The organism is Flavobacterium flavigenum (genome assembly GCF_027111255.2).
Classification (GTDB): domain Bacteria; phylum Bacteroidota; class Bacteroidia; order Flavobacteriales; family Flavobacteriaceae; genus Flavobacterium; species Flavobacterium flavigenum.
Genome location: NZ_CP114285.2, coordinates 163148 through 189918 on the forward strand (window position 1 = coordinate 163148; position 26771 = coordinate 189918).

16 protein-coding genes are annotated in these 26771 nt (G+C 35.4%); 13 read left to right on the plus strand and 3 right to left on the minus strand.

The annotated features are described in order from the left end of the window. The first annotated feature begins 653 nt into the window (after window positions 1–653). The 9 genes from OZP09_RS00545 (at window position 654) to OZP09_RS00585 (ending at window position 17950) form a co-directional block, all read left to right on the plus strand. Entirely contained in the window at window positions 654–3119 is a 2466-nt protein-coding gene (locus OZP09_RS00545; protein ID WP_269235966.1) for a glycoside hydrolase family 95 protein, read from the plus strand. 110 nt (window positions 3120–3229) lie between these two features. Then, window positions 3230–5824, plus strand: coding sequence for a glycoside hydrolase family 31 protein (locus OZP09_RS00550; protein WP_269235967.1), 2595 nt, complete (start codon window positions 3230–3232; stop codon window positions 5822–5824). Beyond that, window positions 5821–8295, plus strand: coding sequence for a glycoside hydrolase family 31 protein (locus tag OZP09_RS00555; protein WP_281310093.1), 2475 nt, complete (start codon window positions 5821–5823; stop codon window positions 8293–8295). The genes OZP09_RS00550 and OZP09_RS00555 overlap by 4 nt, the downstream gene beginning before the upstream one ends. Window positions 8296–8339: 44 nt before the next feature. Continuing rightward, complete coding sequence (locus tag OZP09_RS00560) at window positions 8340–9638, plus strand: glycoside hydrolase family 43 protein (RefSeq protein WP_281310094.1); 1299 nt, start codon at window positions 8340–8342, stop codon at window positions 9636–9638. Window positions 9639–9678: 40 nt separating this feature from the next. After that, window positions 9679–11034: a glycoside hydrolase family 43 protein gene (locus tag OZP09_RS00565; protein ID WP_269235971.1), complete on the plus strand. Its 1356-nt coding sequence runs from the start codon at window positions 9679–9681 to the stop codon at window positions 11032–11034. 71 nt (window positions 11035–11105) lie between these two features. Continuing rightward, window positions 11106–13073 carry a glycoside hydrolase family 97 protein gene (locus tag OZP09_RS00570; protein WP_281310095.1) on the plus strand — a complete coding sequence of 656 codons (1968 nt, stop codon included), beginning with the start codon at window positions 11106–11108 and terminating at the stop codon, window positions 13071–13073. 12 nt (window positions 13074–13085) lie between these two features. Further along, a complete protein-coding gene (locus OZP09_RS00575) occupies window positions 13086–14435 on the plus strand; it encodes a family 43 glycosylhydrolase (protein WP_269235973.1) in 1350 nt (449 codons plus the stop codon). Window positions 14436–14511: 76 nt separating this feature from the next. Further along, entirely contained in the window at window positions 14512–16251 is a 1740-nt protein-coding gene (locus OZP09_RS00580) for a glycoside hydrolase family 43 protein (protein WP_269235974.1), read from the plus strand. Between the two features lie 145 nt (window positions 16252–16396). After that, window positions 16397–17950 carry a carboxylesterase/lipase family protein gene (locus OZP09_RS00585; RefSeq protein ID WP_281310096.1) on the plus strand — a complete coding sequence of 518 codons (1554 nt, stop codon included), beginning with the start codon at window positions 16397–16399 and terminating at the stop codon, window positions 17948–17950. Window positions 17951–18356: 406 nt separating this feature from the next. On the opposite strand, the gene OZP09_RS00590 is transcribed toward OZP09_RS00585, so the two are convergent. Beyond that, window positions 18357–20204, minus strand: coding sequence for a glycoside hydrolase family 97 protein (locus OZP09_RS00590; protein WP_269235975.1), 1848 nt, complete (start codon window positions 20202–20204; stop codon window positions 18357–18359). Between the two features lie 247 nt (window positions 20205–20451). Between OZP09_RS00590 and OZP09_RS00595 the strand changes: the two genes are divergently transcribed. From OZP09_RS00595 to OZP09_RS00605, 3 genes are all read left to right on the plus strand, one after another. Continuing rightward, window positions 20452–21372, plus strand: a complete 921-nt coding sequence (locus OZP09_RS00595) for a helix-turn-helix domain-containing protein (RefSeq protein ID WP_269235976.1) — start codon at window positions 20452–20454, stop codon at window positions 21370–21372. Window positions 21373–21738: 366 nt separating this feature from the next. Next, on the plus strand, window positions 21739–22665 hold the full coding sequence (locus OZP09_RS00600; protein WP_269235977.1) for an alpha/beta hydrolase family protein: 927 nt from the start codon (window positions 21739–21741) through the stop codon (window positions 22663–22665). A 202-nt stretch (window positions 22666–22867) separates the two neighbouring features. Further along, window positions 22868–22990, plus strand: coding sequence for a hypothetical protein (locus OZP09_RS00605; RefSeq protein WP_269235978.1), 123 nt, complete (start codon window positions 22868–22870; stop codon window positions 22988–22990). 86 nt (window positions 22991–23076) lie between these two features. Here the strand turns inward: OZP09_RS00605 and OZP09_RS00610 are convergent, their stop codons facing one another. Next, window positions 23077–23910, minus strand: a complete 834-nt coding sequence (locus OZP09_RS00610; protein ID WP_281310097.1) for an SDR family NAD(P)-dependent oxidoreductase — start codon at window positions 23908–23910, stop codon at window positions 23077–23079. A gap of 75 nt (window positions 23911–23985) precedes the next feature. Then, window positions 23986–24891, minus strand: a complete 906-nt coding sequence (locus tag OZP09_RS00615) for a helix-turn-helix domain-containing protein (RefSeq protein WP_281310098.1) — start codon at window positions 24889–24891, stop codon at window positions 23986–23988. Window positions 24892–25310: 419 nt separating this feature from the next. Here OZP09_RS00615 and OZP09_RS00620 point away from each other — a divergent pair, with 419 nt between their 5' ends. Beyond that, complete coding sequence (locus tag OZP09_RS00620; protein ID WP_269235982.1) at window positions 25311–26705, plus strand: aldehyde dehydrogenase family protein; 1395 nt, start codon at window positions 25311–25313, stop codon at window positions 26703–26705. Window positions 26706–26771: the final 66 nt, after the last annotated feature.

Here is a 26771-nt window from a genome sequence, read left to right on the forward strand (position 1 = left end):
AACACAAGTTTATGTGATTTTATTTTAATCAGCAAATTTATTTTTTAAATTATTTCAAATATTTTATATTTGAAATAATTTTTTACGGTATTTAATTTAAATAAATTAAAAAAAAAGTTGTTTTATTGAAAATAATTTAAAATCATCTAATAAATGTATAAAACACACTTAAATAACTTGGTTTTTCTTCTTATTTATTGAAAATTTCATAAATATTTAGGATTAATATTTATATAAAAATTGATGCAGAAAAGTTTTATAATATAAAAATTGGTATAAGTTTTATCGTTTTCCTACTATTTTGTAACGTAGTGTAAATAATCTGATACATTAAAATAAGTGAATTTTATTTTTTTAAAATATTTTTACCTTAAGCTTTTTCATATTCTAACATAAATCATTTATTCAAATTTTAAGACTGTTAGCGAGTAAATCTATCACAGGTAAATTAGATGAGTTTAATAGTGCATTTAGTGCTTGGAATATGATTTTTCCGATTGCAACTAATGCCCGTGTTAGTCCGGGCATTTTTTTTATTATATGTAGAGTTCTGTAAATATTAGAAATACTGTCTTGATTATGAATTGTATTAAAGTTTCTTGTCTTTTCATTAAATAATTTAGAATGGTGTTAAAAAGATAAAAAAAATATTAATGAAAAAATATTTATTCAATATTTTGCTGTTATTAGGAATTCAGTTATTTGCTCAAAATACGAATCAATTAAAACTTTGGTACAATACACCATCTGGCAATGTATGGGAAAATGCATTACCAATAGGTAATGGCTTTTTGGGGGCTATGATATATGGAAATGTTGAAAAAGAAATTTTTCAATTAAATGAAAGTACTGTCTGGAGCGGAAGTCCAAATAGAAATGATAATCCCAATGCTAAAGGTGCTTTAGATGAAATTAGACAGCTTCTTTTTCAAGGAGAATATAAAAATGCCGAAAAATTAATAAATGAAAATATAATTACCAGAAAGTCTCATGGACAAATTTTTCAGCCTGTTGGAAACATAGAGATAAGTTTTGCAAATCAACAAAATTATACAGATTATTATCGTGAGTTAGATATTGAAAAAGCAATAGCAAAAACAAGTTATAAAGTAAATGGAATCGTTTATACCCGTGAAGCATTTACATCTTTTCCTGACAGGGTTTTAGCAATAAAATTTTCTGCTGATAAGCCAGGGCAGTTATCATTTGTAGCTGGGTTTACATCTGGCCACCATAAGCAAAAAATAACTAGTAATGGAAATAAAGAACTTTCGCTTTCCGGAACTACAAGCGATCATGAGGGTATTGAAGGAAAGGTTAAATTTAATGCACTTGCTAAATTTAAAGTAGATGGGGGAAGCATAAAAACGGTCGATAATTTGATAAAAGTTGAGAATGCAAATTCAGTTGTGATATATGTTTCTGTTGCAACCAATTTTATTAATTATAATGACATAAGCGCAAATGAAAATGAACTGGCAAAGTCTTTTCTGAATATTGCAGCCAACAAAAGTTTTGATAAAATGAGAACAGCGCATATCGCTGCATATCAAAAATATTTTAAAAGGGTTAAATTGGATTTAGGAATTTCAGAAGCATCTAAGTTGCCGACAGATCAGCGACTGGCTAATTTTAGAAAAGTTTTAGATCCGTCTTTTGTGACTTTGTATTATCAATATGGCAGATATTTACTAATCTCATCTTCACAACCAGGTGGACAGCCTGCAAATCTTCAGGGTATCTGGAATCATAGTATGAGACCTGCCTGGGATAGTAAATATACCATCAACATCAATACAGAGATGAATTATTGGCCAGCAGAAAAAACAAATCTGTCAGAGATGCATCAGCCATTATTAAAGATGGTTCATGAACTTTCTGAAACAGGAAAAGAAACAGCAATGGTTATGTATGGTTCCCGAGGATGGATGGCGCATCATAATACCGATATATGGAGAATTAATGGAGCAGTTGACGGAGCAACCTGGGGAGTATGGAATGCAGGAGGAGGCTGGCTAAGTCAGCATTTGTGGGAACATTATTTATATACAGGGGATAAGAAGTATCTTGAATCTGTATATGAAGTATTAAAAGGTGCTGCAATGTTTTATTCAGATTTTTTAGTAAAAGATCCAAAAAACGGATGGCTCGTTGTGGCTCCGGGAAATTCTCCTGAAAATTCACCCGCTGCACATCAGGGTTCAGCAATGACAGTCGGTTCTACTATGGATAATCAAATAGTTTTTGATGTATTTAGTTCTGTAATACAGGCTTCGGCTGTGTTAAAAAAGGATAAGGAGTTTGCTGATAGTTTATTGGTGATGAGAGGATTACTTCCTCCTATGCAGATAGGAAGACATAATCAGCTACAGGAATGGCTCGACGATGTTGATGATCCAAAAGATAATCATAGACATATTTCGCATTTATATGGACTGTATCCTTCCAGTCAAATTTCTGCTTACAGAACTCCTGAACTTTTTGCAGCAGCAAAAAATACTTTAATGCAAAGAGGAGATGTGTCTACTGGATGGAGTATGGGATGGAAAGTAAACTGGTGGGCTAAAATGCAGGATGGAAATCATGCTTATAAATTGATTAAAGATCAATTAACACCATTAGGAGTAAACGAAGGAGGAGGAACATATAACAATCTTTTTGATGCACATCCGCCATTTCAGATAGATGGTAATTTTGGCTGTACCTCAGGAATTACCGAAATGCTGATGCAAAGCTCAGATGGTTCGGTTCATTTACTTCCTGCTTTACCAGATGCTTTAAAAGAATATGGTGAAATAAATGGTTTAATTGCGCGTGGCGGTTTTCAAATAACAAATATGAAATGGAAAAATGCAAAATTGGTTGCAGTAACTATCCATTCTAAGCTTGGAGGAAATTTACGATTAAGAACTCCAAATGAAATTGTTTTAAAAGGCAATCACGATTTAAAAAAAGCTTCTGGGGTAAATCCTAATGCTTTTTATCAAGTTGAAGAAATCAAAAATCCAATTATTTCTAAAGAATCTAATCTGGAGCTATTAAATATAAAGCCAACATATTTGTATGATTTAAACACAACAAAAGGTAAAAATTATACATTTCTAATTAAAGAATTATAAAAGTGCTGCATTTTTTACTATAATTTTTTAGCAGCATTTTATTATATGAAAAATAATAACATTGAGGAATTATAGCATCTGTAAAGTTGAATAATTAAAAAAATATAACTATGTTTTTTAAGGGAAAATTTATTGCTTCTATATTCTTAATTCTGCTATTCAGTTTTAAGAATGTAAATCATAATTATACTATACATAGTGACCATCTTTCAATTCCTTTAAAAGAAGGAACGCTAAATATTATTCCTATTGCAGATAATTCTGTTAGGATACAAATAAGCAAAGAAAGTATTAAAGAAGATCAGGAATTGATTCTTGTTAATAAATTAGTGACGCCCATTTTTAAGGTTTTGGAAAGTAAAAATGAGATTGTGCTAAAGACAAAAAGAATAGTTGTCTTATTTGACAAAGAGACGGAAGCACTTACATTCAAGGATCATAAAGGGAATGTATTTTTGAGCGAAAAAGCAAATAGCAGAAAAATGCTCCCAAGTACTATAAATGCTAATCGATGTTTTGTGGTTGAACAAAGTTTCGATTCGCTGGAAAATGAATCCCTTTTTGGATTAGGACAATTTCAGGATGGTCATTATGATTTAAAGAACATTAGCCGAAAACTTACACAAGTCAATACGCAGATCGCAATACCCTTTTTATATTCAAGTAAAGGGTATGGTATTCTTTGGCACCAATATGGAATTACAGAGTTTAATCCAAATGATAATTTGATTTCATTAACTAAAAACGAAAAAACTTCGGATGATAATAAAGAAGTTGAGTTAACAACAACATCGGGAACTCAGAAAATCTCTCAAAAACAGGCACTATATTTTGGAAAATTTAATGTAGAAAAGGAAGGACAATATTCAATTATGCTGGATTTGGGTGATATGGATAGCCGACATCTTTTAATTATTGATGGTAAAACGATTATTGATCAATCTAATTTATGGTTGCCACCAACGGTTAGTGAGTTAACTAATCTAAAAGCGGGAGAGCATTCTGTCCAGATAGTCTGCAATGCATCAAATGTGCCGAAGTTAGCTTTTAGAAAAACTGATAACTCAACAACTTTTCGTTCCATCAATGCTAAATTATTAGATTACGTAGTTTTTAAGGGAAAAGATGCAGATGAGGTAATTCATACATATAGGAACATTTCAGGGCAGGCACCGATGTTGCCATTATGGGCTTATGGTTTTTGGCAATGCCGTGAACGATATACGTCGAGTGAACACTTGATTAATACGGTTAAAGAATTTCGTAAAAGAGAATTACCATTAGATGTAATTGTGCAAGATTGGCAGTATTGGGGAAGCAATGGCTGGGGTGTTCCGCAATTAGATGAAAAAAATTACCCAAATCCATCAGGTTTTATCAAAAAATTACACGATTTAAATTCTCATTTTGTAATTTCTATATGGTCAAATCCTGATAAAAATTCTGAAATAGGTAAACAGTATGTAGAAAACGGAATGTATATTCCTAATACAAAATGGCTCGATTATTTTAATCCTGAAACTGGTAAAGCTTATTGGAATACATTAAATGAAAATTTATTTTCAAATGGAGTTGATGGCTGGTGGATGGATGCAACGGAACCAGAAAATGATGCTCTTGCCGGCACTATAACCAATCAGGGACCTGGTGATTTTTACAGACTTACCTATCCATTATTCGTAAGTAAATCTGTTTACGAAGGACAGCGAAAAACGAATCCTGAAAAGCGTGTGACAATTTTAACGCGTTCAGCATTTTCAGGTCAGCAGCGTTTTGGAACCATCAATTGGTCTGGTGATATTGGTGGCACCTGGGATGGTTTTAAAAGACAAATTGTTTCCGGAATGAATTTTACTTTGACAGGTATGCCATATTGGACAACTGATATTGGCGGTTTTTTCCGTCCTGGAAATGGACAATACAAAGATGAAAATTTCCATGAATTGTTAGCCAGATGGTTTCAATGGGGGGCTTTTAGTACCATATTTAGGATCCATGGATATCAAACAGAAACAGAATCCTGGATGTATGGCCAGAAAGTAGAAAATAATATGAGGGAAATGCTCAATGTTCGTTACGAATTAATGCCATATATCTATTCTGAAACGTCCAAAATTAAAAATGGCTCCACTTTTATGAGACCTCTTGTTATGGATTTTCAGAATGATGAAAAAGCGGTAAACCAGCCTTATCAATATATGTTTGGAAAATCGTTTCTTGTTGCTCCTGTTATTGAACCAGGCATTGCAGATTGGGAAGTTTACTTGCCAAAAGAATCGAAATGGTTTGATTTCTGGACAGGAAAAAGTTTTAGTGGCGGACAAAATGTAAAAGTACATACACCACTAAATAGAATTCCATTGTTTGTAAAAGCAGGCTCTATAATACCCATAAGTCCTAAAATGCAATACACCAATGAAAAGCAGTGGAATAATCTGGAAATTAGAATTTATGAAGGGGCAGATGGCGACTTTACTCTGTATGAAGACGAAGGAGACAATTATAATTATGAAATAGGAGCATATTCTGTCCTTAAATTTGAATGGAAAAATGCTAAAAAACAACTGATTATAAATGATTTGAATGGAAAATTTAAAGGAATGATAAAAGAGAGAACTTTTAATATTGTTGTCATCAATAAAGATGGAATGATACAGAAAGGAAAAATTATATATACTGATAAAAAACAAACTTTAAAATTATGATAAAAAGAATCTATTTATTGTTATTGCTATTATGTTATAGTTTAACTGGTATTGCTCAATCTTATCAAAAAACACAATTAGGATTAAAAGCAGTCATTAATGCAACAGTTGTAGAAATTCAGGTTTACAGTCCTCAAATTATCAGAGTGATTAAATATACTGAAAAAGACACCTTTCAGAAAAAAAGTTTGTCGGTAATGAAAAACCCGGAAAAAACAAAATTTAGCATTGACAAAAAAGCGGATAAAATTTTACTAAAAACAGATGCGTTGCAAGTTACTCTCAATAGTAATTCCGGAAGTGTTTCATTTACAAGTCATACCGGAAAGGCATTGTTGAACGAAAAAGAATCAGGTACCGTTTTTACTGATTTTAATGATACTGGAAGCAAAACGTATACAGTAACGCAATCTTTTGTTTTGGATAAAAAAGAATCTGTTTATGGCCTTGGAATTCTTCAAAATGGAAAAATGTCCCAACGAAATCAAAAAGTACATATGGTACAGAATAATACGTGGGATTTTGTTACTTTTTTTCAGTCTGATAAAGGATATGGATTGTTTTGGGATAATTATTCACCAACTGATTTTAGCGATAATCAGGAAGAGACTTCTTTTAAATCAGAAGTTGGAGACGGAGTTGACTACTATTTTATGGGTGGAGGGAATGCTGACGGAGTAATTGCTAATATGCGTGGCTTGACAGGTCAGGTACCGATGTTTCCTAAATGGACTTTTGGTTTCTGGCAAAGCCGCGAGCGCTATAAAAGCCAAAATGAAACGGTTGAGGTGGTAAAAAAGTATCGTGATTTAGGAGTTCCTCTTGACGGTATTATTCAGGACTGGCAGTATTGGGGTGATAATTATCATTGGAATGGTATGAATTTTTTAAATCCTGAATTTTCGAAACCGCAGCAAATGGTTGATGATATTCACAATCTGAATGCACACCTGATCATATCAATCTGGTCATCTTTTGGTCCCAAAACACCTCAGTTTCAGGAGCTGAAAGAAAAAAATATGCTGATGGATTTTCAAACCTGGCCTCAGTCAGGAAAAGATGTCTGGCCACCTGATATGAACTTTCCTTCAGGAGTGCAGGTTTACGATCCTTATAATCCAGAAGCAAGAGATATTTACTGGAAATACCTGAATAAAGGATTGTTTTCTTTTGGAATCGACGGCTGGTGGATGGATTCTACAGAACCTGATCATTTAGACTTTAAACCAAAAGATTTTGATAATAAAACATTTTTAGGATCATTCAGAAAGGTTAGAAATGCTTTTCCATTAATGACCGTTGGCGGGGTTTATGATCATCAGCGTGAGGTAACATCAGATAAAAGGGTGTTTATTTTAACCCGTTCAGCTTTTGCAGGTCAGCAGCGTTATGGCGCCAATACATGGTCTGGAGATGTTAATTCGTCATGGGAAATGTTACGTAATCAAATCCCTGCCGGATTAAACTTTTCTTTATGTGGAATTCCGTATTGGAATAGTGACATTGGAGGTTTTTTTGCAGGTGCTTATAACAAAGGTGAATATGCCGGTTCTGGAGCTAAAAATCCATCTTATCAGGAATTATATATAAGATGGCTGCAATTTGGAGCCTTTACTCCAATGATGCGTTCACATGGTACAGATATTCCGAGAGAGATATATCAGTTTGGAAAAAAAGGAGAGCCAATCTATGATGCTATCGAAAAGACAATCAATTTACGATATGCCTTATTGCCTTATATTTATTCAAATGCATGGAAAATAACCAACGGACAATCGAGCATGATGCGTGCTTTGATGATGGATTTTGAAGATGATAAAGTAAAAGACATGAATAGTGAGTATTTATTTGGTCAGTCTATATTGGTAGCTCCGGTGATCAATGCACAATATACTCCGGAGACAATTGTAAAAACAAATGAAGCTACAGGATGGGACAAAAAGGATGTTTCTGATAAACCTAAAACACTGGCTGTTGATTTCACTCAGAAAAAATTGAAAAAAGTCTATTTGCCGGCAGGTGCCATTTGGTATGACTTCTGGACAAATAATAAATATAATGGCGGGCAGGAGATAGAACAGGAAACAACAATAGATAAAATTCCATTATTTGTAAAAGCAGGTTCCATAATTCCAATAGGACCTAAAGTGCAATATGTTAATGAAAAGAAATGGAATGACCTTGAAATTAGAATTTACGAAGGGGCTGATGGCGAATTTACCCTTTATGAAGATGAAGGAGATAATTATAATTATGAAAAAGGAAAATACGCAACCATTACATTTAAGTGGAATGATTCGAAAAAAACAGTAACGGTTAGTAAGCAAAAAGGATCTTTTTCCGGAATGTTAAAAAAACGAAAGTTTAAAGTTGTAAAGGCTTCTTCAAAAACAGGAATGTCTGGTACGGCAAGTGAACAAACTGACAAAGTGATCAGTTATAACGGGAATGAGGTTTCAATTAAATTGTAAAGAATATATACACAGTGAATAAAAATAACATTACAATACTTTGCATGTTTATTATGGCCGTTTTCAATGGAACTGCCCAAAGTAATATTAAGCAGCAGCCTATTATTCAGACAAAATACACAGCAGATCCTGCTCCAATGGTTTACAAAGACACAGTTTTCTTGTATACATCACATGATGAGGACGATGCAAAAGGCTTTAAAATGATTGACTGGCAGCTTTATACTTCAACTGATATGGTTAACTGGACAGATCATGGTGCGGTTGCTTCCCTGAAGGATTTTAGCTGGGTAAAACATGATAATGGAGCCTGGGCAATCCAGTGTATTGAGAGAAACGGCAAATTTTATCTGTATACGCCCATGCATGGACAAGGAATAGGAGTGTTAGTTTCTGATAGTCCTTACGGCCCGTTTAAGGATCCATTAGGAAAGCGTTTGATTGAAGACAATCATCTATGGAATGATATCGATCCGACCCCATTTATTGATGATGACGGACAGGCTTATCTATATTGGGGGAATCCTGATGTATATTATATAAAACTAAATGAAGATATGATTTCGACTTCTGGAGAAATCGTGAAAGAACCTACCAAACCCAAAAACTACCAGGAAGGCCCGTGGGTATATAAACGTAAAGGGCATTACTATATGTCATATGCTTCTACCTGCTGCCCTGAGGGTATAGGATATGCAATGAGTAAAACTCCTACAGGTCCTTGGGAATATAAAGGAATGATTGTTGAAGCTAGTGAAAAAACAAGGGGCAATCACCCGGGAATTATTGATTACAAAGGGAAATCATATGTGTTCGGGCATAGTTATGACATTATAAAAAGAGAAACTTCTACTTTCTATGAAAGGCGTTCAGTGGATATGGACGAAATCATTTACAATGAAGACGGAACTGTTAAAACTTTATCTTACTGGTCTGAAAACGGACCAGAAGCGGTTGGAACAATTAATCCTTTTAAACGTGTTGAAGCTGAAACTATGGCATGGAGCGAGGGAATAAAATCGGATAAAAATAATAAAACCGGAGTATTCATAACCCAGATAGATAACAATGACTTTGTAGAGGTCCGGACTGTTAATTTTGAAAAAGCAGCCAAGAGTTTTCAAATAAGTGCGGCTTCTGTAGCGGAAGGAAAAGTAGAAATTCGCTTAGATAACAAAGAAGGCGAACTTATAGGCACATGCGATATAAAAAATACAGGAAATCTCGATACCTGGAAGGTTTTTAAATCTAAAGTAAAAAAGGTAACGGGTTTGCACAATGTTTTTTTTGTATTTAAAGGAAACGAAAAAATGTTCAATTTAGACTGGTGGAAATTTGAATAATCTTTTTAACAGACAAAGCAATATAAAATTAAGTAATAAAATGCATTTAAATAAAATTCGATTTTTACTCTACCTCATTCCGCTGTTTGGGTTTGCACAGAATCCAATTATACAGACTAATTATACAGCAGATCCTGCCCCTATGGTGTATAACGGAAAAGTGTATTTATATACTTCGCATGACGAGGATGAATCTACCTGGTTTACTATGAACGACTGGAAGCTCTACACTACAGAAGATATGGTAAACTGGACCGACCATGGTTCTGTGTTATCCTATAAAAATTTCGGGTGGGCCAAAATGAATGCCTGGGCACCGCAATGCATAGAACGAAATGGGAAATTTTATATGTATGTACCAATAACCGATCGTCAGGGTAAAAACGGTATTGGTGTCGCGGTTGCAAATTCTCCATATGGACCTTTTACAGATCCGTTAGGAAAACCCTTAATACAAAACAGTAATGCTGATATCGATCCAACGGTTTTCATTGATGATGACAATCAGGCATACTTGTTATGGGGCAATCCGGAATGTTATTATGTAAACCTGAACGAAGATATGATTTCCTATAATGACGAAATAAAATTATTTCCCAATACTGTAGAATCATTTGGAAAACGAGCAGGAAAAGAAGATCCGCGAAGACCTACCACTTATGAAGAAGGGCCATGGCTTTACAAAAGGAACAAATTGTATTATTTATTTTTTGCAGGAGGTCCTATTTCAGAACATATAGGGTATTCAACCAGCAAAAGTCCGGTTGGTCCCTGGAAATATCAGGGTGTCGTAATGCCTGCACAGGGTGGAAGTTTTACCAACCATCCTGGGGTAATTGATTTTAAAGGGAAAACTTATTTTTTCTATCATAATGGAGCTTTGCCTGGCGGAAGCGGCTTTAACAGATCAGTATCAGTAGAAGAACTGAGTTTTAATCCGGATGGCACTGTTAAACAATTAAATATGACCGAAGGAATAAAAAAAGGTTTAGCAATTGTCAATCCTTATGTTAAGTCAGAAGCAGAAACCATGGCCTGGTCAAAAGATGTAAAAGCAATGCAAAATGATCAGGTAGGAGTTTTTATCACAGCCATGAAAAACGATGCTTTTACAAAAGTCAGGGATGTAGATTTCCGTAAAGAAGGTGCTTCAAAATTTACAGCGCGTGTTGGTACTACCCATAATAGCGCTGTATCAATGGAAATTAGGTTAGATGGTCCCGACGGTGAATTGATTGGCACAATAAAAGTCCCAATGACCGGAGGTAATGACAGATGGCAAGTAGTTACCGCAGATGTGAAGAAAGTAACAGGGATACATGATGTTTATTTTGTATTTAAAGGAAAAGCTCCCGCCAAAATCATGTTTTTCGATTACTGGATGTTTTCAAAATGATAAAAATGGTTCAAAAAATTAGATGTATTGAAAGCTATCTAATCATTATTAACAATAAAATAAATTATAAAATGCCAATTAACGATCAAACCATCATGAACTTTAAAAATATAGTATTCCTTTGTTTATTCAGTTTTTTTACCTCGAATGCACAATTGGTTGTAGAAAGCCCAGACGGAAAATTAAAAGTATCAGTTTCGTCAAATAACGGAACAGCTTTTTATAGTATTGCTTATAATGGAAAACAATTTTTGGAAAATTCACCACTTGGTTTAAAAACGAATGTTGGTGATTTTACTTCAGGATTGACTTTAGAAGCAAACATCAATAAAAATAAAATTGATGAAACGTATGAGTTAGCCAATATAAAGCAAAGCAAGGTGCATTATGTAGCTAGCGAAGCTGTATTTTCTTTTACAAAGGAAGGTAAAAATGCTATTGATGTTATTTTTAGAGTAAGCGATAATAATGTTGCTTTTAAATATAAAGTACATCCTCAAAAAGAATCGCGCTCATGTGTAGTGCAGGAAGAAGCTTCAGGTTTTTTACTTCCTCAGGGAACAACTACTTTTTTGTGTCCACAAAGTAAATCGATGGTAGGTTTTGCCAGAACAATGCCTAGTTATGAAACGTCCTATACGCTTGATGCTCCAATTGGGAAAAATGGAAACGGAGAGGGTTATACATTTCCATGTCTTTTTAAGGTAAATGGAAATGGCTGGGTATTAATTTCTGAAACCGGAGTAGACAGTTACTATTGCGGAAGCAGACTTATAGGCAAGGAAAACGGTCTATATACAATAGGATTCCCAATGTCAGGTGAAAATAACGGTAATGGCACGACTTCGCCAGGTATTGCGCTGCCGGGCGAAACGCCATGGAGAACAATTACAGTAGGGGAAACATTGGCACCCATCGTAGAAACTACTATTCCGTTTGATTTGGTCAAGCCGAAATATGAAGCTTCAAGACAATACCAATACACCAAAGGCAGCTGGAGCTGGATTATGAAAATGGATGGTAACACTACATTTCCTGTTCAAAAACAATACATCGATTTTAGTAATGCCATGGGATATGAAACCATATTAGTGGATGCGCTTTGGGATACGCAAATCGGTAAGGATAAAATTGCCGAATTAGCGAAATATGGAGAAAGTAAAGGCGTAGGACTTTACTTGTGGTATAATTCTAACGGATATTGGAACGATGCTCCGCAGGGTCCAAGAGGGATCATGGACAATACAATCATTCGTCGCAAAGAAATGGCCTGGATGAAAAGCATTGGAGTTAAAGGAATCAAAGTTGACTTTTTTGGGGGTGACAAACAAGTGACTATGAAGCTCTACGAAGATATTTTGACAGATGCTAATGATTTTGGTATTATGGTTATTTTTCATGGCTGCACACTTCCAAGAGGCTGGGAGCGAATGTATCCAAATTATGCGTCAAGTGAAGCTGTCCTGGCTAGTGAGAATCTGCATTTTGGTCAGGGAAGTTGTGATAATGAAGCCAAAAATGCTTCTATACATACTTTTATTAGGAATACTGTTGGAAGTATGGATTTTGGAGGCAGTGCTTTAAACGAGTTTTATAATAGTGACAACATACCTAATAAAGGCTCAAAAAGGATGACTTCGGATGTTTTTGCTCTGGCTACAGCTGTATTATTTCAAAGTGGGGTTCAGCATTTTGCTTTGGCACCTAATAATTTAACTGATGCGCCTGACTGGGCAATCAATTTTATGAAGGAAGTCCCGACAACCTGGGATGAAGTTCGTTTTTTAGAGGGATATCCTGGAAAATATGTGGTCCTTGCACGCCGGAAAGGGAGTAAATGGTATATAGCTGGTTTAAATGCTCAAAAAGAAACAGTGAAAATTAAATTAAAATTACCAATGATTCAGGCTGGAAATGAGTTGAAAATGTATAGCGACGATATGCAGTTAAACGGAAAGGTGAGCACTGTAAAAATGAATAAAAACCAACAGCTTGAATTGATAATTCCTTGTAATGGAGGCATTCTGGTAGTCAACTAAACAAAATATTTTATGATGAATCTTAGATGTTTTTCCGTAATAGTGACAGTATTGATTTTAATCAGCACTATGTCTTTTGCGCAAAATCCGCTTATCAGGGATCAGTTTACTGCTGATCCTTCTGCAAGGTTATTTGGTGATAAGGTCTATGTTTTTCCTTCTCACGATATATTGGCGACCGAAGGGAAAGGCCGTAAAGACTGGTTTTGTATGGAAGATTACCATGTTTTTTCATCATCAGACTTAACCAACTGGACAGATCATGGAATGATAGTACAGCAAAATTCAGTTCCATGGGTTAAACCTGATAGTTATAGCATGTGGGCTCCTGATTGTATCGAAAGAAATGGTAAGTATTACTTTTATTTTCCAAGTATTCCAAAAGACACTGTTAATTATAAAAAAGGGTTTACTGTAGGTGTCGCTATTGCTGATAAGCCTGAAGGACCTTATGTCACAGAACCCAAACCCATAAAGGGCGTTAGCGGAATCGATCCTAATGTTTTTATAGACAAAGACGGGCAGGCGTATTTGTACTGGTCTGGAGGAAATATTTTTGCGGCTAAACTAAAGCAAAACATGACGGAATTAGATTCTGAGGTGAAAATACTAGAGAATCTCCCTGCAAAAGGTTTAAAAGAAGGACCTTATGTGTTCGAAAGAAACGGAATTTATTATCTGACGTATCCTCATGTCGAAAACAAAATTGAACGCCTGGAATATGCAATTGGCGATAATCCGCTGGGACCATTCAAAGTGGCAGGTGTTATTATGGATGAATCCACAACCGGTTGCTGGACAAATCATCATTCGATTATACAATTTAAAAAAGAATGGTATTTATTTTATCATAATAACGACTTTTCGCCTCAGTTTGATAAAGCCAGATCGATTAGGGCAGATTACCTGCATTTTAATCCGGATGGCAGCATTCAAAAAGTTATTCCCACTTTAAGAGGCGTTGGAATTACAAAAGCAACAGATAAGATTCAAATAGACAGGTATTCTGAAATAAGTAAAGAAGGAGTTTCGATTTCATTTTTAGATAGCCAGAATACTTTCAATGGCTGGAAAACTACTTTCAATAAATCAGGAGGATCGATTCAATACAACGCTATTGATTTTGGGAAAAAGAAATTAAAATCAATAGTTGTAAAAGCCTCTTCGGAAAAAGGAGGGATACTTCAAATAGCTTCTAAAGGTAAAAAACAGACTATAATTGCTGAAGTGACTATTCCAAAAGGAAGTAATTGGGCAGAAATAAAATCACCTCTATTAAAATTTGAATCCGGCATTCAGGACTTGGCTGTTATATCGAAAAATGAGAATCAGGTTGAGGTTGACTGGATAAAATTTGAATAGCTTATTTTAAAAAAATTACTCTCCAAAATTCAAAACAACACAAAGAAAAAAATATAAAATCAATAATAAATAAGAAATGAAAAAGAAACAATTAATTTTACTTTCGGTCGTAATGATGAGCTTGTTTTCCTTTACAGGCATAGATGATAAGGATAAGGATAAACCTAAACCAAAAACAGTCAAAAATCCACCTGTTTTTTCTAAAGTAGTTTATCAGGGAGATGACCAGTTATACAAAAAATATCCATTAAAAGAAGGAGAATTTTATAATCCGGTTCTGCAGGGATGTTATCCGGATCCGGCAATTACAAGAAAGGGAGATGATTTTTATATGGTATGTTCTTCGTTTGCAATGTTTCCCGGAGTCCCTATTTTTCATTCTAAAGATTTAGTAAACTGGACCGACTTAGGAGGCGTTTTAAATAATGTTAACGAATTCAATCCGCACGATACAGGTATCAGTGCCGGAGTATACGCACCTGGAATAACTTACAATCCGCATAATGATACATTTTATATGATTGTAACTGCTTTTTCTGGCGGTCTCGGAAACATAATTGTGAAAACAAAAGATCCAATGAAGGGATGGGGAAGCCCTGTTAAATTAGCTTTTGAAGGAATCGATCCATCTATTTTCTTTGATGATGACGGAAAAGGGTACGTAGTGCATAATGATGCTCCGGATAAAGGAAAAGAATTATATAACGGACACCGTGTGATTAAAGTATGGGAATATGATCTTGTGAATGATAAAGTTATTCCTGGTACAGATAAAATCATTGTAGATGGGGGAGTAGATCTTTCTAAAAAACCAATCTGGATTGAAGCGCCGCATTTATATAAAAAAGACGGTCATTATTATTTGATGTGTGCTGAAGGTGGTACAGGAGGAAATCACAGCGAGGTTGTTTTTATCAGTGATAGTCCAAAAGGGCCTTTTAAACCATCATCAAACAACCCAATTCTGACTCAGAGACATTTTCCAAAAGACAGACCAAATAAAGTAGACTGGGCAGGTCATGCAGATCTTGTTTTAGGACCGGATAATAAATATTACGGAGTGTTTTTAGGGATTCGCCCTAATGATAAAGACAGAGTAAATGCTGGTCGTGAGACTTTCATGCTGCCTGTTGACTGGTCTGGAACATTCCCTGTTTTTGAGAACGGATTAGTTCCTATGGAACCAAAATTAAAAATGCCAAAAGGTGTTGAAAACAAAACCGGCAAGGATGGTTTTTTTCCTAATGGCAATTTCACTTTTGAAGAAAATTTCACCTCCAGTAAATTAGATTACCGATGGATTGGATTAAGGGGGCCTCGTGAAAATTTTATTTCAATAACTAAAAAAGGACTGCAGATTAATCCTTTTCAGGTGAATATAAAAGAAATGAAACCTACTTCAACACTTTTCCACAGACAGATGCATAATAATTTCACTTTTGCCACAACAGTCGATTATAAACCAGCTTCAGAAAAAGATTTGGCGGGTATTACCTGCTTGCAAAATGAGCGTTTTAATTATGTTTTTGGTATTACGAAAAAAGGTAATGATACTTATATTTTGTTAGAAAGAACAGAAAAAGGACAGTCTAAAATTATCGCAAGTACTAAAATAGACGTAAAAAAACCGCTTCGTTTACAAGTGAAAGCAACAGGCGACAGCTTTGAATTTAGTTATGCGACGGATGGAACAGATTTTAAAAACTTAGGAGGTGCAGTTTCTGGTGATATTCTTTCAACAAATGTAGCAGGAGGTTTTACAGGTGCATTGGTAGGTTTGTATGCAACAGCTGCTAATGATGCACAGCCTCAGTAAAAAATAATAGAAATTCATCAGCATGCTTTTGAATGTATGGCTATAGTACAGGTCCTGAAATTATTTAGATTTCGGGATCTTACTGTTATATATTCTTTACCACAATGCGAAATAATATTATAACTGTAACAAATAACCTTTACATATGAAAAATATTTTTTTTAGTGCTTTCGTTCTGCTATTGTTTGGTTTTACAGATGGAGCCAAAGAACCTCTTACCACTCAAATAGAGGTCAAACAAGGCAGGTTATCAGGAATTGAAGAAGATGGATTATTAGTATTTAAAGGAATCCCCTTTGCGAAACCACCAGTTGGAAATCTTAGATGGCGTGCTCCCCAACCGGTAAAAAAATGGGATGGCGTGTTGCAGGTAGATAAATTTGCGCCTGGTCCATTTCAGGGAGGAAATCCTCCATCTGGGAAAAGTGAAGACTGCCTCTACCTCAACGTTTGGACTCCGGCTAAATCTGCAAAAGAAAAAGTTCCGGTTTTGGTGTGGATTTATGGAGGTGGGTTTGGAGCTGGTGCAACCTCAGAAACAACATATAATGGGAAAAACTTAGCTAAAAAAGGTGTGGTACTGGTAAGTATCGCTTACCGTGTGGGGCCATTAGGATTTTTAACACACCCGGAACTCAGTGCTGAAAACCCAAAAAAAGTTTCAGGAAACTATGGTTTATTGGATATGATTGCAGGCTTGCAATGGGTAAAAGAGAATATTGCTGCCTTTGGCGGTGATCCAAATAAAGTCACAATTTTCGGAGAATCAGCAGGTGGGATCGCTGTAAGCATGTTATGCGCTTCGCCTTTGGCAAAAGGTCTTTTTACTGGAGCGATATCACAAAGTGGAGGCTCATTTGGACCTTCAAGAGCTACTACTTATCCAGGTGAAAACATGAAAACACTTAAGGTTGCTGAAAGCGAAGGATTGGATTATATGAAAAGTGCAGGTGTCGGTTCAATTGAAAAATTAAGGTCAATTGAGCCAGATAAACTGCCTGCAGGACGTGGATGGCCCATTATTGACGGATGGGTAATTCCTGACGACCAGTATAAACTATATGAATCGGGAAAATATAATGACACTCCAATTCTTATTGGCTATAATTCAGATGAAGGGGCAAGTTTTACAAGAACGAAAGACCCAAAGGAATTTATCAGCAGTGTAGAAACACGCTATGGTAAATTTGCAGAAAACCTTTTAAAAGCCTATCCTGTAGGTGATAATTCGGTTCCAAAAACAGCTCGGGATTTATCGCGTGATGCAGCTTTTGGCTGGCAGACATGGTCATGGGCGAGACTACAGGCAAAAACTGGAAAGTCGAAAGTGTTTTTTTACTATTTCGACCAGCATCCGGACCATCCTAAAGATTCACAATATTATGGTTTTGGTTCTTACCATGGCCAGGAGGTGGCATATGTTTTTGAGAACCTGGATAAATCAAACTCTCAAACAAGTAAATCAGATTTAGAGATTTCAAATCTGATGGGAACCTATTGGACAAACTTTGCCAAGTACGGTGATCCTAATGGCAAACATGTCCCTAACTGGCCAGCTTTTAGTAATTCAGAGCCTAAGTTACTGTATTTCAATAATAGCGCTTACACGGGGCCTGTTCCGAGTTTAAAATCACTTGAGGTTTTAGATTCTTATTTTTCCTGGAGACGTACACCAGAAGGAGAAGCCTGGGCAAAGTAAATCTATTCCTTTCAAATATAATAACATTTTCATATTATGTAAGTTATACTTATTGATGCAATTACTGAAAACGGCCACACTTATTCATCAAAGTGTGGCCTTTTTTTTAAATCATTATTATTTATTAATTATAAAAATGATGCGTGCAATTAGTTGTCATTTTTAATTAAAAATAGCTTACAAATCGTCGGAATTATTATATTTCAGGAAACACTTGTTCAGAGAAATTTCTATAATTGATTTGATTTCCATTTTTTTAATTTTTTATTTAATAAAAAATTCTTGTAAATATTTCCGATGGGTCTATGTTGATGATACAAAAATAATATTGAAAACATTTATCAGGATTATATATTTTCATGTTTACTGAGATATTGATATGCATATGAAATCTTAAACGAAATAATTATTTTTCTTTTTCAAATAAAATACAAGCCCCTCCGCCAGGAGCTAGTTTAATATCGATAAAATCGCTGCTGCTAACTTTTTTAGAAATGGTTTCGTGGCTTACTTTATTAGTTCTGAAATCAGCATCTTTTGCGTCCTGAATGATCATTGCTTTATAACTGCCTTTTCCTAATACCGTCAGTGGAATGCGAAGTGAACGTGGATCTTCGTTAGTGGCAACAGCTATCAGCCAGTTTCCATCTGCTGCCTGACGCGCCATAACAATATATTGGCCAATTTCTCCGCTAATTGTTTTGCTTTCCTGCCAAGGCTGTTGCTGTGCACTAATAAACTTTAATAATTCGGGATACTTATTGTAGTTTTCAGGAATATCAGGAATAATAGTTGCTCCTGAAAATGTTATAAGCGTGCGTGCTGCCTCTGCCGTAATTGTAGAAGGTACCGGCATTGGATTGTCAACTCTTCCTTTTTGCTCCATATCAAAAGTGCCGTTGTTCATATCAATCGGGCCTGCTATCATGTTCACAAATACAGAAGTAACAAAGGTTTTCGGTTGAAATACTCTTCGTGCATCCAACTGTGCCTGACAAAACTCACGTGTAACGGCGTTAGGCCAGGTTCTCATTTGTCCGTATGGATGAACAGGACCATCATGAAAATCGACCATTAAATGGTTTTCCGCACAAATTTTTGTTATATGTTGCGTGTGTATATTTTTTTCCTCCGGACTGCCTTGCATAAAACCATATTTTACACCGGCAGCTCCCCAGTCTCCGTATTGTTTTAATGTTTTTTCTAAAGGATAATTTTTTCCCCCAACATCATTCAGATACAGCCAAATGCCAACATTTTTTTGTTTTCCATAAGCAATAATCTGATGTACTTGTTCAACTTTGCCTCCTTTTAAAGGATCTGATTCTTTACTAAATTCTTCACCATACCAGTTGGCGTCTAATACCAAAGATTTCATCGCATTTGCAGATGCTAAATCAACCATTCGTTTCCATGATTCCAATGACATTTCATATTTAAACCCATCCGCTACTGCACCGTCAATACGCCAATCCCATACAGCCACCCCCGGTTTTACCCAAGAAAAATCGGCTCCCTTCGCTGGTTCAGGATTGAGTAATTCGATCAGGTGAGAATCAATTAAATCTCCCGGAGATCTTCCATAAATTACTATCCTCCATGCTTTTGCATTTTTAGAAGGTACCGAAAATAGCGTTGTTCCTTTTTTTGGCTGTAAAAGTAATGGTTCGCCACTTTCAAGATTAGCTTCATGAACTGCCATATAACTATTTTCTGCCGCTTTGACAACCATAACAGGTTCGCGCACATTATCTGCTTCAGATAACTTTTCAGGACCTATATTATGTCTTTCTCCATTATAATACCAGGCAAAGTAGTTGTCTGCAAAATTAAATTCTGTAAATTCTCTCTCCGAAGTTAGCCCTTCATATGTGAAAGCCATTCCGTCATTGTATACTCTTACTTTTATTTGATAAGAAGTGAGATCTATTATGATCTGATTGTAATGATCAGGTACATTTTTCCTTTTGCCCCAAACAGGTTTCCAGACACTCTTTACAGATGAATTAATCACTTTATTCCAATGAATATTGTTTGGTGATTCTAACCCAAGCTTAGATTGTTTTATCAATAAATGATTATCAGCCCGAAAACTGTATTCAATTGTATTTAAGCTGGTTTGTTCAATTTGAACTACGAGTTTTTTATCCGGAGAAGTAACAGTTACGGAATGTTTGTGTGATTGTGCTAATAGAATTGCCGGCAATTGAATGCAAATAAATACAATTACAATTAATTTGTTTTTAAACCTCATTTTTATTTTTTTATTGTCAACAAAAGACCCAATCATATTTGTGGTAACGAAAGAATTACGCTATGAATTTAAAAATACATTCTGCCGTTTAACCTAAATAACAAAACTAATCAATCTCAGTAATAAAAAACAATTTAATTTCAATCGCATTTTGGTTACAAAAGTACTCATTTAAGTTACGGACATTTATTGCTATATATATAACTTTGCTTATCTCCAATGTTGGCCAGTATTATAATGTATCATTATGAAAAAAGAAAATAGAAATAATGAAGTTTTCGAATCGATTACCAATGTACATAGGGCTTTCGGGCTGCCAGCTCCGCAACATCCGCTCATAAGTATTTTGAATGCACAAGATCTGAGAGCTTCAAAACGGCCTTCAGGTGCTCATGTATTGCATTTTTACAAAATTTCATTCAAGACAGCAATGAGTGGGAAGGTGCGTTATGGACAGAGCTTTTACGATTTTGATGAAGGAGGTTTATTGTTCGCTTCCCCAAACCAGGTCATCGGAAGTGATGATGATGCAGGTACAGAAGACTTATCCTTTTATACAATGCTGATTCACCCTGATTTTCTTCACGGTTTTCCGCTGGCACGTAAAATAAAACAGTATGGCTATTTCAGCTACGGGACCAATGAAGCACTGCATCTGTCTGAAAGCGAAAAGACAATTATTCTGTCGGTCTTTCATATCATCGAACAAGAACTCAATAGTCGGGTTGATGAATTCAGTCAGGAAGTCGTCTTATCACAAATTGAACTGCTCTTGAATTATGCCAACAGGTTCTATAAACGTCAGTTTATTACCCGTAAAATTGTTAGTAATAATACACTTGAGCGTCTCGAAGCTTTGCTGGACGATTACTTTGAAAACGAAAAAACAGCGAGCCAGGGTATTCCGACAGTACAGTTTCTATCGCAACGGCTTAATGTTTCATCAAGCTATCTTAGCGACATGCTGCGATCCTTGACAGGTATGAATGCCCAGCAACACATTCACAATAAACTCGTAGAAAAGGCTAAAGAAAAGCTGTCTTTGACCTCATTAACTATAGCGGAAATCGCTTTTGACCTTGGTTTTGAGCATCCGCAGTCTTTCAGTCGTTTTTTCAAGATGAAGGCAAAAGTATCACCTGTCGAATTTAGACAAACGTTTAATTGACCATAATGCACATTTGATTATGATTCACAGGGTATATATGATTACCAAATACGGCTAAACGCCGTATTTTTTTTGTCTTCTTGTGTCCATTTTAAACCGGTGCATTTCCCGATCGCATTACCTGTGTTTTTGTTGTGAAAACGAGATTCATTTCGGTTAAGCATTCCCCCGGTTCGGTTATGATTCAGAATGATTACTTATGGAACTTTGTCATGTAATCAAAAAACAAATATTTCATGACAACTTCAATACTTAAATCTAAAGCAGTTATCTGGATCACTGCTTCGTGCCTAATATCTTTTAGCTTATTTGCTAAAGGAAAGGTTTATTCTGCATCCAACAATCAAAATAAAAATTTATAATAAAATGAAAAATTCAGAAACTCCCGTAATGTCTTACGGTCCAATTGTAATGACTGTAGCGAACCGCCACGTAGACCTTCAGATGAAAGTAACTGCACCCGTAACAGGAGGTAACTTCCCTGTTGTTATTCTTTCTCATGGTCATGGACGCTCAAACTTCCTTTCTTCAATGTACGGGTACGGACCAATGGCCGACTTCTTTTCAAAAAACGGATTTGTCGTTATTCAGCCAACCCATCAAAATTCAAAATTACTAGCACTTGACGCAAACCTTCCTGAAGCTCCGCTGTTTTGGAGTTCACGCCCAAAGGACATTACATTTATTATTGATAATCTTGAGCATATTTTATCTACAGTTCCAGGCCTGAGTACTCGTGTCAACAAGGATCAAATAACTGTAGTTGGACATTCTATGGGAGGGCATACTGTCAGCATGCTGGCCGGAATGCAGGTTACTGATCCGGTTACAGCTAAAAAAGTAAATGCCATTGAAAAGCGTTTGAAGGCTTTTGTGATGATAGGCGCACCCGGTGCTCCTGAGGGACTTGTCCAATCAGCCAAAGAACATTATCCTGTGCTAAATAATGCTGACTTTTCGACTATGACCCAGCCAGTGCTTGTAGTAAATGGTGATAAAGATGTAAATCTGAACTTTTCGGAAGTTGACAACTGGCGCGCTGACGGATATTATTTAAGCCCCGGACATAGTAGCCTGCTGACAGTATATGATGCAGAACATATTTTTGGCGGAATCTCAGGATACGATTCTAATGAAACGACCGATGAAAGCCCGGAAAGGGTTGAATTCGTAAACCAATGTATTCTTGCCTACCTACGTAGTGCCTTAAACCCAAAAGATACAAATTGGGCTGATGCTCAAAAGCAACTTAATGATATCCCAGGAGCTAAAGGTCGTATTGATAATAAATAAGGGAGAATTTGAATTACAGGAAATAATTTTGAAGTGTTTAAAAAAAGAGAAGCCATCTCTTGTTGAGTCGGCTTCTCTTTTTTCTATGTATAATCTAACAATTCCGTTTATTGCTTTTGGCTACTTAAATTATGGTTTTGGCTAAAGTATCTTTCCTGTATCTGCTAAAATTTGCATCATAATAATATTAAAATAAATAATTATGTCAGCGCAAAGTAAAATTGCAGTAGTAACAGGAGGAAGTCGTGGTCTTGGAAAGATATGGCTAAATTTTGATTCTATATACTCAAACTCAATTTACAGAAATGGAAAATGTACATCTTAGAGGTCCATTTTCCTCACTCAGAAGTTATTGCCTTTATTTAGGGGATTGTAACAAAAGTTTATTTAATTCTAAAATGATTATAAATTTTACTTAAAGTCTGTAGATAGGGACAATGCTTCCCAATCGGACATCTCTTGATTCAATTGCTGTATTTTATTTTTCGCCCTGTTAAAAGCATCACTTCCTAAAAATAAGTTTACCGGTGGATTTTTACTCGATATCAACTCTAAAAAAACGGCTGCAAGCAGATCAGGATTTCCAAGTTGTGTTCCATGCATGCTGTTCATTTTTTCATGATATTCCCTCAGATAGCCGTACTCTTCAATCTGATTTATATTGTAAGCAATGGAATCAGGTGCTGCAAAATTTGTCCTAAACCATCCAGGCAAAACATTTGTAACATGTAATCCAAGCGGTTTTAAATCATTTGCAAGTGCTTCAGATAATCCGCTTAATGCAAATTTTGCAGCGCAGTACATTGACCATCCCAATCCTGGAGCGAAGCCTGCTATTGATGAAATATTAATTATGTTACCTGAACGCTGTTCTCTGAGATAGGGTAAGGCTTTTTGAATGACCCTGACAGCAGCAAAAAAATTAACTTCGAAATTTTCGGTCATTTCCGCAGCGCTAAGTTCTTCAAGTGCGCCTCCTAAACCATAACCTGCATTATTTACGATTACATCGATCCTGCCAAACTTTTCAATTGTTTTATTAAACGATAACTCAATGGATTGCTCGCTTTTTAAATCTACCACTAATGCCAGAAACCTGTCTCCGTATGTTCCTAACTGGTTAAAAATATTCGATGCTCTTGAGGTGGCTGCTACTCTGTGGCCTTTAGAAAGCAGTTCTTTTGTTATAGACAGCCCCATTCCTTTAGAAGCTCCTGTAATATACCAAACTTTAGTTGTGCTCATAAATTTTATTTTGAGACAAAGTTAAAACTGATAATTATGGCAGTTTTGTTAAAATAGCACTATTTTTTGTCAAATTCAAACCTTTCTAAAAGATGAGGGACTGCTCTTAGTTTGTTTTTTAAAAAAGTGATAAAAATGCGCCTGATCCTCAAAACCGAGAGCATAACTAATTTCAGCGATGCTCCAGTTAGTATATTTTAGCAGTGCTTTTGCTTCGGTGGCAAGCCTTTCGAAAATATGGTCTGTTGTAGTGCGCCCTGTAGTTTTTTTAATTGCCCGATTAAGATAATTAACATGAACAGAAAGCTTTTCTGCTATAGTTTTGGGAGACCTTAACTCAAAGCGCTGCAATGTCGACTCTATAGGGAATTGCCGCTCAAGAAGTTCTGTAAAGGAAGCTGTAATTCGAGCGCCGGCATCAATATGTCTAAAAAGTTCTTCAGCCGGCTGTAGCTGCAAAGTTCGGTAAATCAATTCGGTGATGTAACTCTTAATTAATTCATATTTATAAAGGTAATCCTTTTCAAAAGTGCTAATTATCTTTTCAAAAATAGCACTGATTTCTTCATATTCATTCTCATTGAGTTTGAAGACAGGGTAAAATCCTATAGAAAATAATGGTATTTCATGTAGATTAATCCGGAAGCTATTCTGAAAAAAATCCTCTTTAAATACACAAAAACATCCCTTGGTGTCTGGCTCAACTTTATCATAAGTATAGGGTACCTTAGGATTGAAAAACAATAATGTATCACCCTTTACCTCAATAGCCCTGTCTCCGTAATGAAACGTATTATTACCTCTATATAGCATGATTTTAAAAAAATCCCTGCGAATATAGGATGTTGATGTTGCATTGGCAGCAATACGATCTTCAATTCTAAAAACGTTAAATTGTCCAATATGCTTATTGTGCTGCAGTGGTAAATCGTTGAATTTATACCGGTAAAACTCCTCAAGAGATTGTATTGATTTTGCCATAAATTAATATATTTTGCAAATTTCAAACTTTTTTTATTACCAGATGTAAATTTTACTGACTTATTAAAATGATTTTATAGTTTCAATACATCTCTTACAATTACCTCTTAAAATCATAGAACACTAGAAGGCAATTCAAAATCTTATTACAATAAATATTCTGTCCATTAAATCAGTTTAGTGTTTTTCTTTAAGTGGGTATTATTAATAGTAGTCTTTTTTTAAAGTTGTATTCTTTTTTATTTATCCAACAACTAAAGCTCATGCAATAAATTCAGAATTACAATAGAGGATTTTAAATAACAAAACACATTGTTTTTACCAACAATTTGACTAAATTTAAGTAACAAACTCCTGTTGTATTAATTGTTAGATAGTAAGAGCAGGATTTTTAGATTTACCTATTAAAAAAACATTTTATGAAAAATACCACTAAAATAATTTTCCCATACGATCAAAGCCTTATAAAAGAATTGCCTTTAATTGATAAAGGTAACGTTGAAAATATATTGACTACTGCTTACAATTTATTTATTGATCAGCAAAACTGGATTCCTGCTTTTAAAAGAATTGAAATATTAGAAAAAGCAGCTTTAATAATGAAGGACAGAAGTGAAGAACTAATTCATATTGCTATCAGTGAAGGCGGAAAACCTTATAAAGACTCAAAAGCAGAAATTCTGAGAGCTATAAAAGGCGTGAAATTATCAGCTGAATATATATCGCACATCAAAGGAGAACAAATTCCGATGGGGCTTACAGAAGCTTCTGTAAACATAATTGCTTTTACATCAAAAGAACCTATTGGAGTTGTGGCAGCTATCAGTGCATTTAATCATCCATTAAATTTAGCAGTACATCAAATTGCTACCGCTGTTGCGGCGGGTTGTCCGGTCATATTTAAACCAGCAAGCAGCACGCCATTATCAGGTCTTGCTTTGGCCGATATTTTAAAAGAAGCTGGTTTACCCGAAGGATGGCTGCAAGTAGTTTTATGTGATAATGAAACAGCAGAAATGTTAGTTACAGATCCGAGAGTTAATTTCCTGACTTTTATTGGTTCTGCAAAAGTGGGCTGGTCGCTAAAAAGCAAATTGTCTCCGGGAACACGTGCTGCATTAGAACATGGTGGCGCCGCTCCTGTAATTGTAGAAAGTGATGCTGATTTTAGTGAAATGATTCCCGATTTGGTAAAAGGGGGCTTTTATCATGCAGGTCAGGTTTGTGTTTCAGTTCAGAAGATTTATGTCAATCAGGAAATTGTCGACCAATTTTTGGACCAGTTTTCTGAGGCAGTGCAAAAATTAATTGTTGGAAATCCTTTTGATGAAAATACAGATGTAGGTTCGCTTATAACGCCCAAAGAAGTTAATCGTGTCGAGGATTGGGTTAATGAAGCAATTGAAGAAGGCGCTAAATTAATAACTGGCGGAGAACGTATTTCTGACACCACGTTTCAGCCAACAGTTTTGCTTAATCCATCAGAGGATTCTAAAGTATCAAAGCACGAGATTTTTGGTCCTGTTGTCTGTATATATCCTTTCTCAAGTAGGGAAGAGGCCATAAAAAAAGCAAATGCTTTAGAAGTTCATTTTCAGTCCGCTGTTTTTACAAAAAATATTGATGTTGCATTAGATGCGACAAAAAAACTAAACGCTACAGCTGTTATGGTAAACGACAATACCGCTTTTAGAGTGGATTGGATGCCGTTTGGCGGAAGAGACGCTTCTGGTCTTGGAATGGGCGGAATATCGTATACGATAAATGAAATGACAAGAGAAAAGCTAATGGTATTTAAAAGTAAATCTCTCTAATTATGAGGATATAAAGAGTAACTGAGTTGACCAGTAAATGCACAAATTTTTACATTGTATAAATTA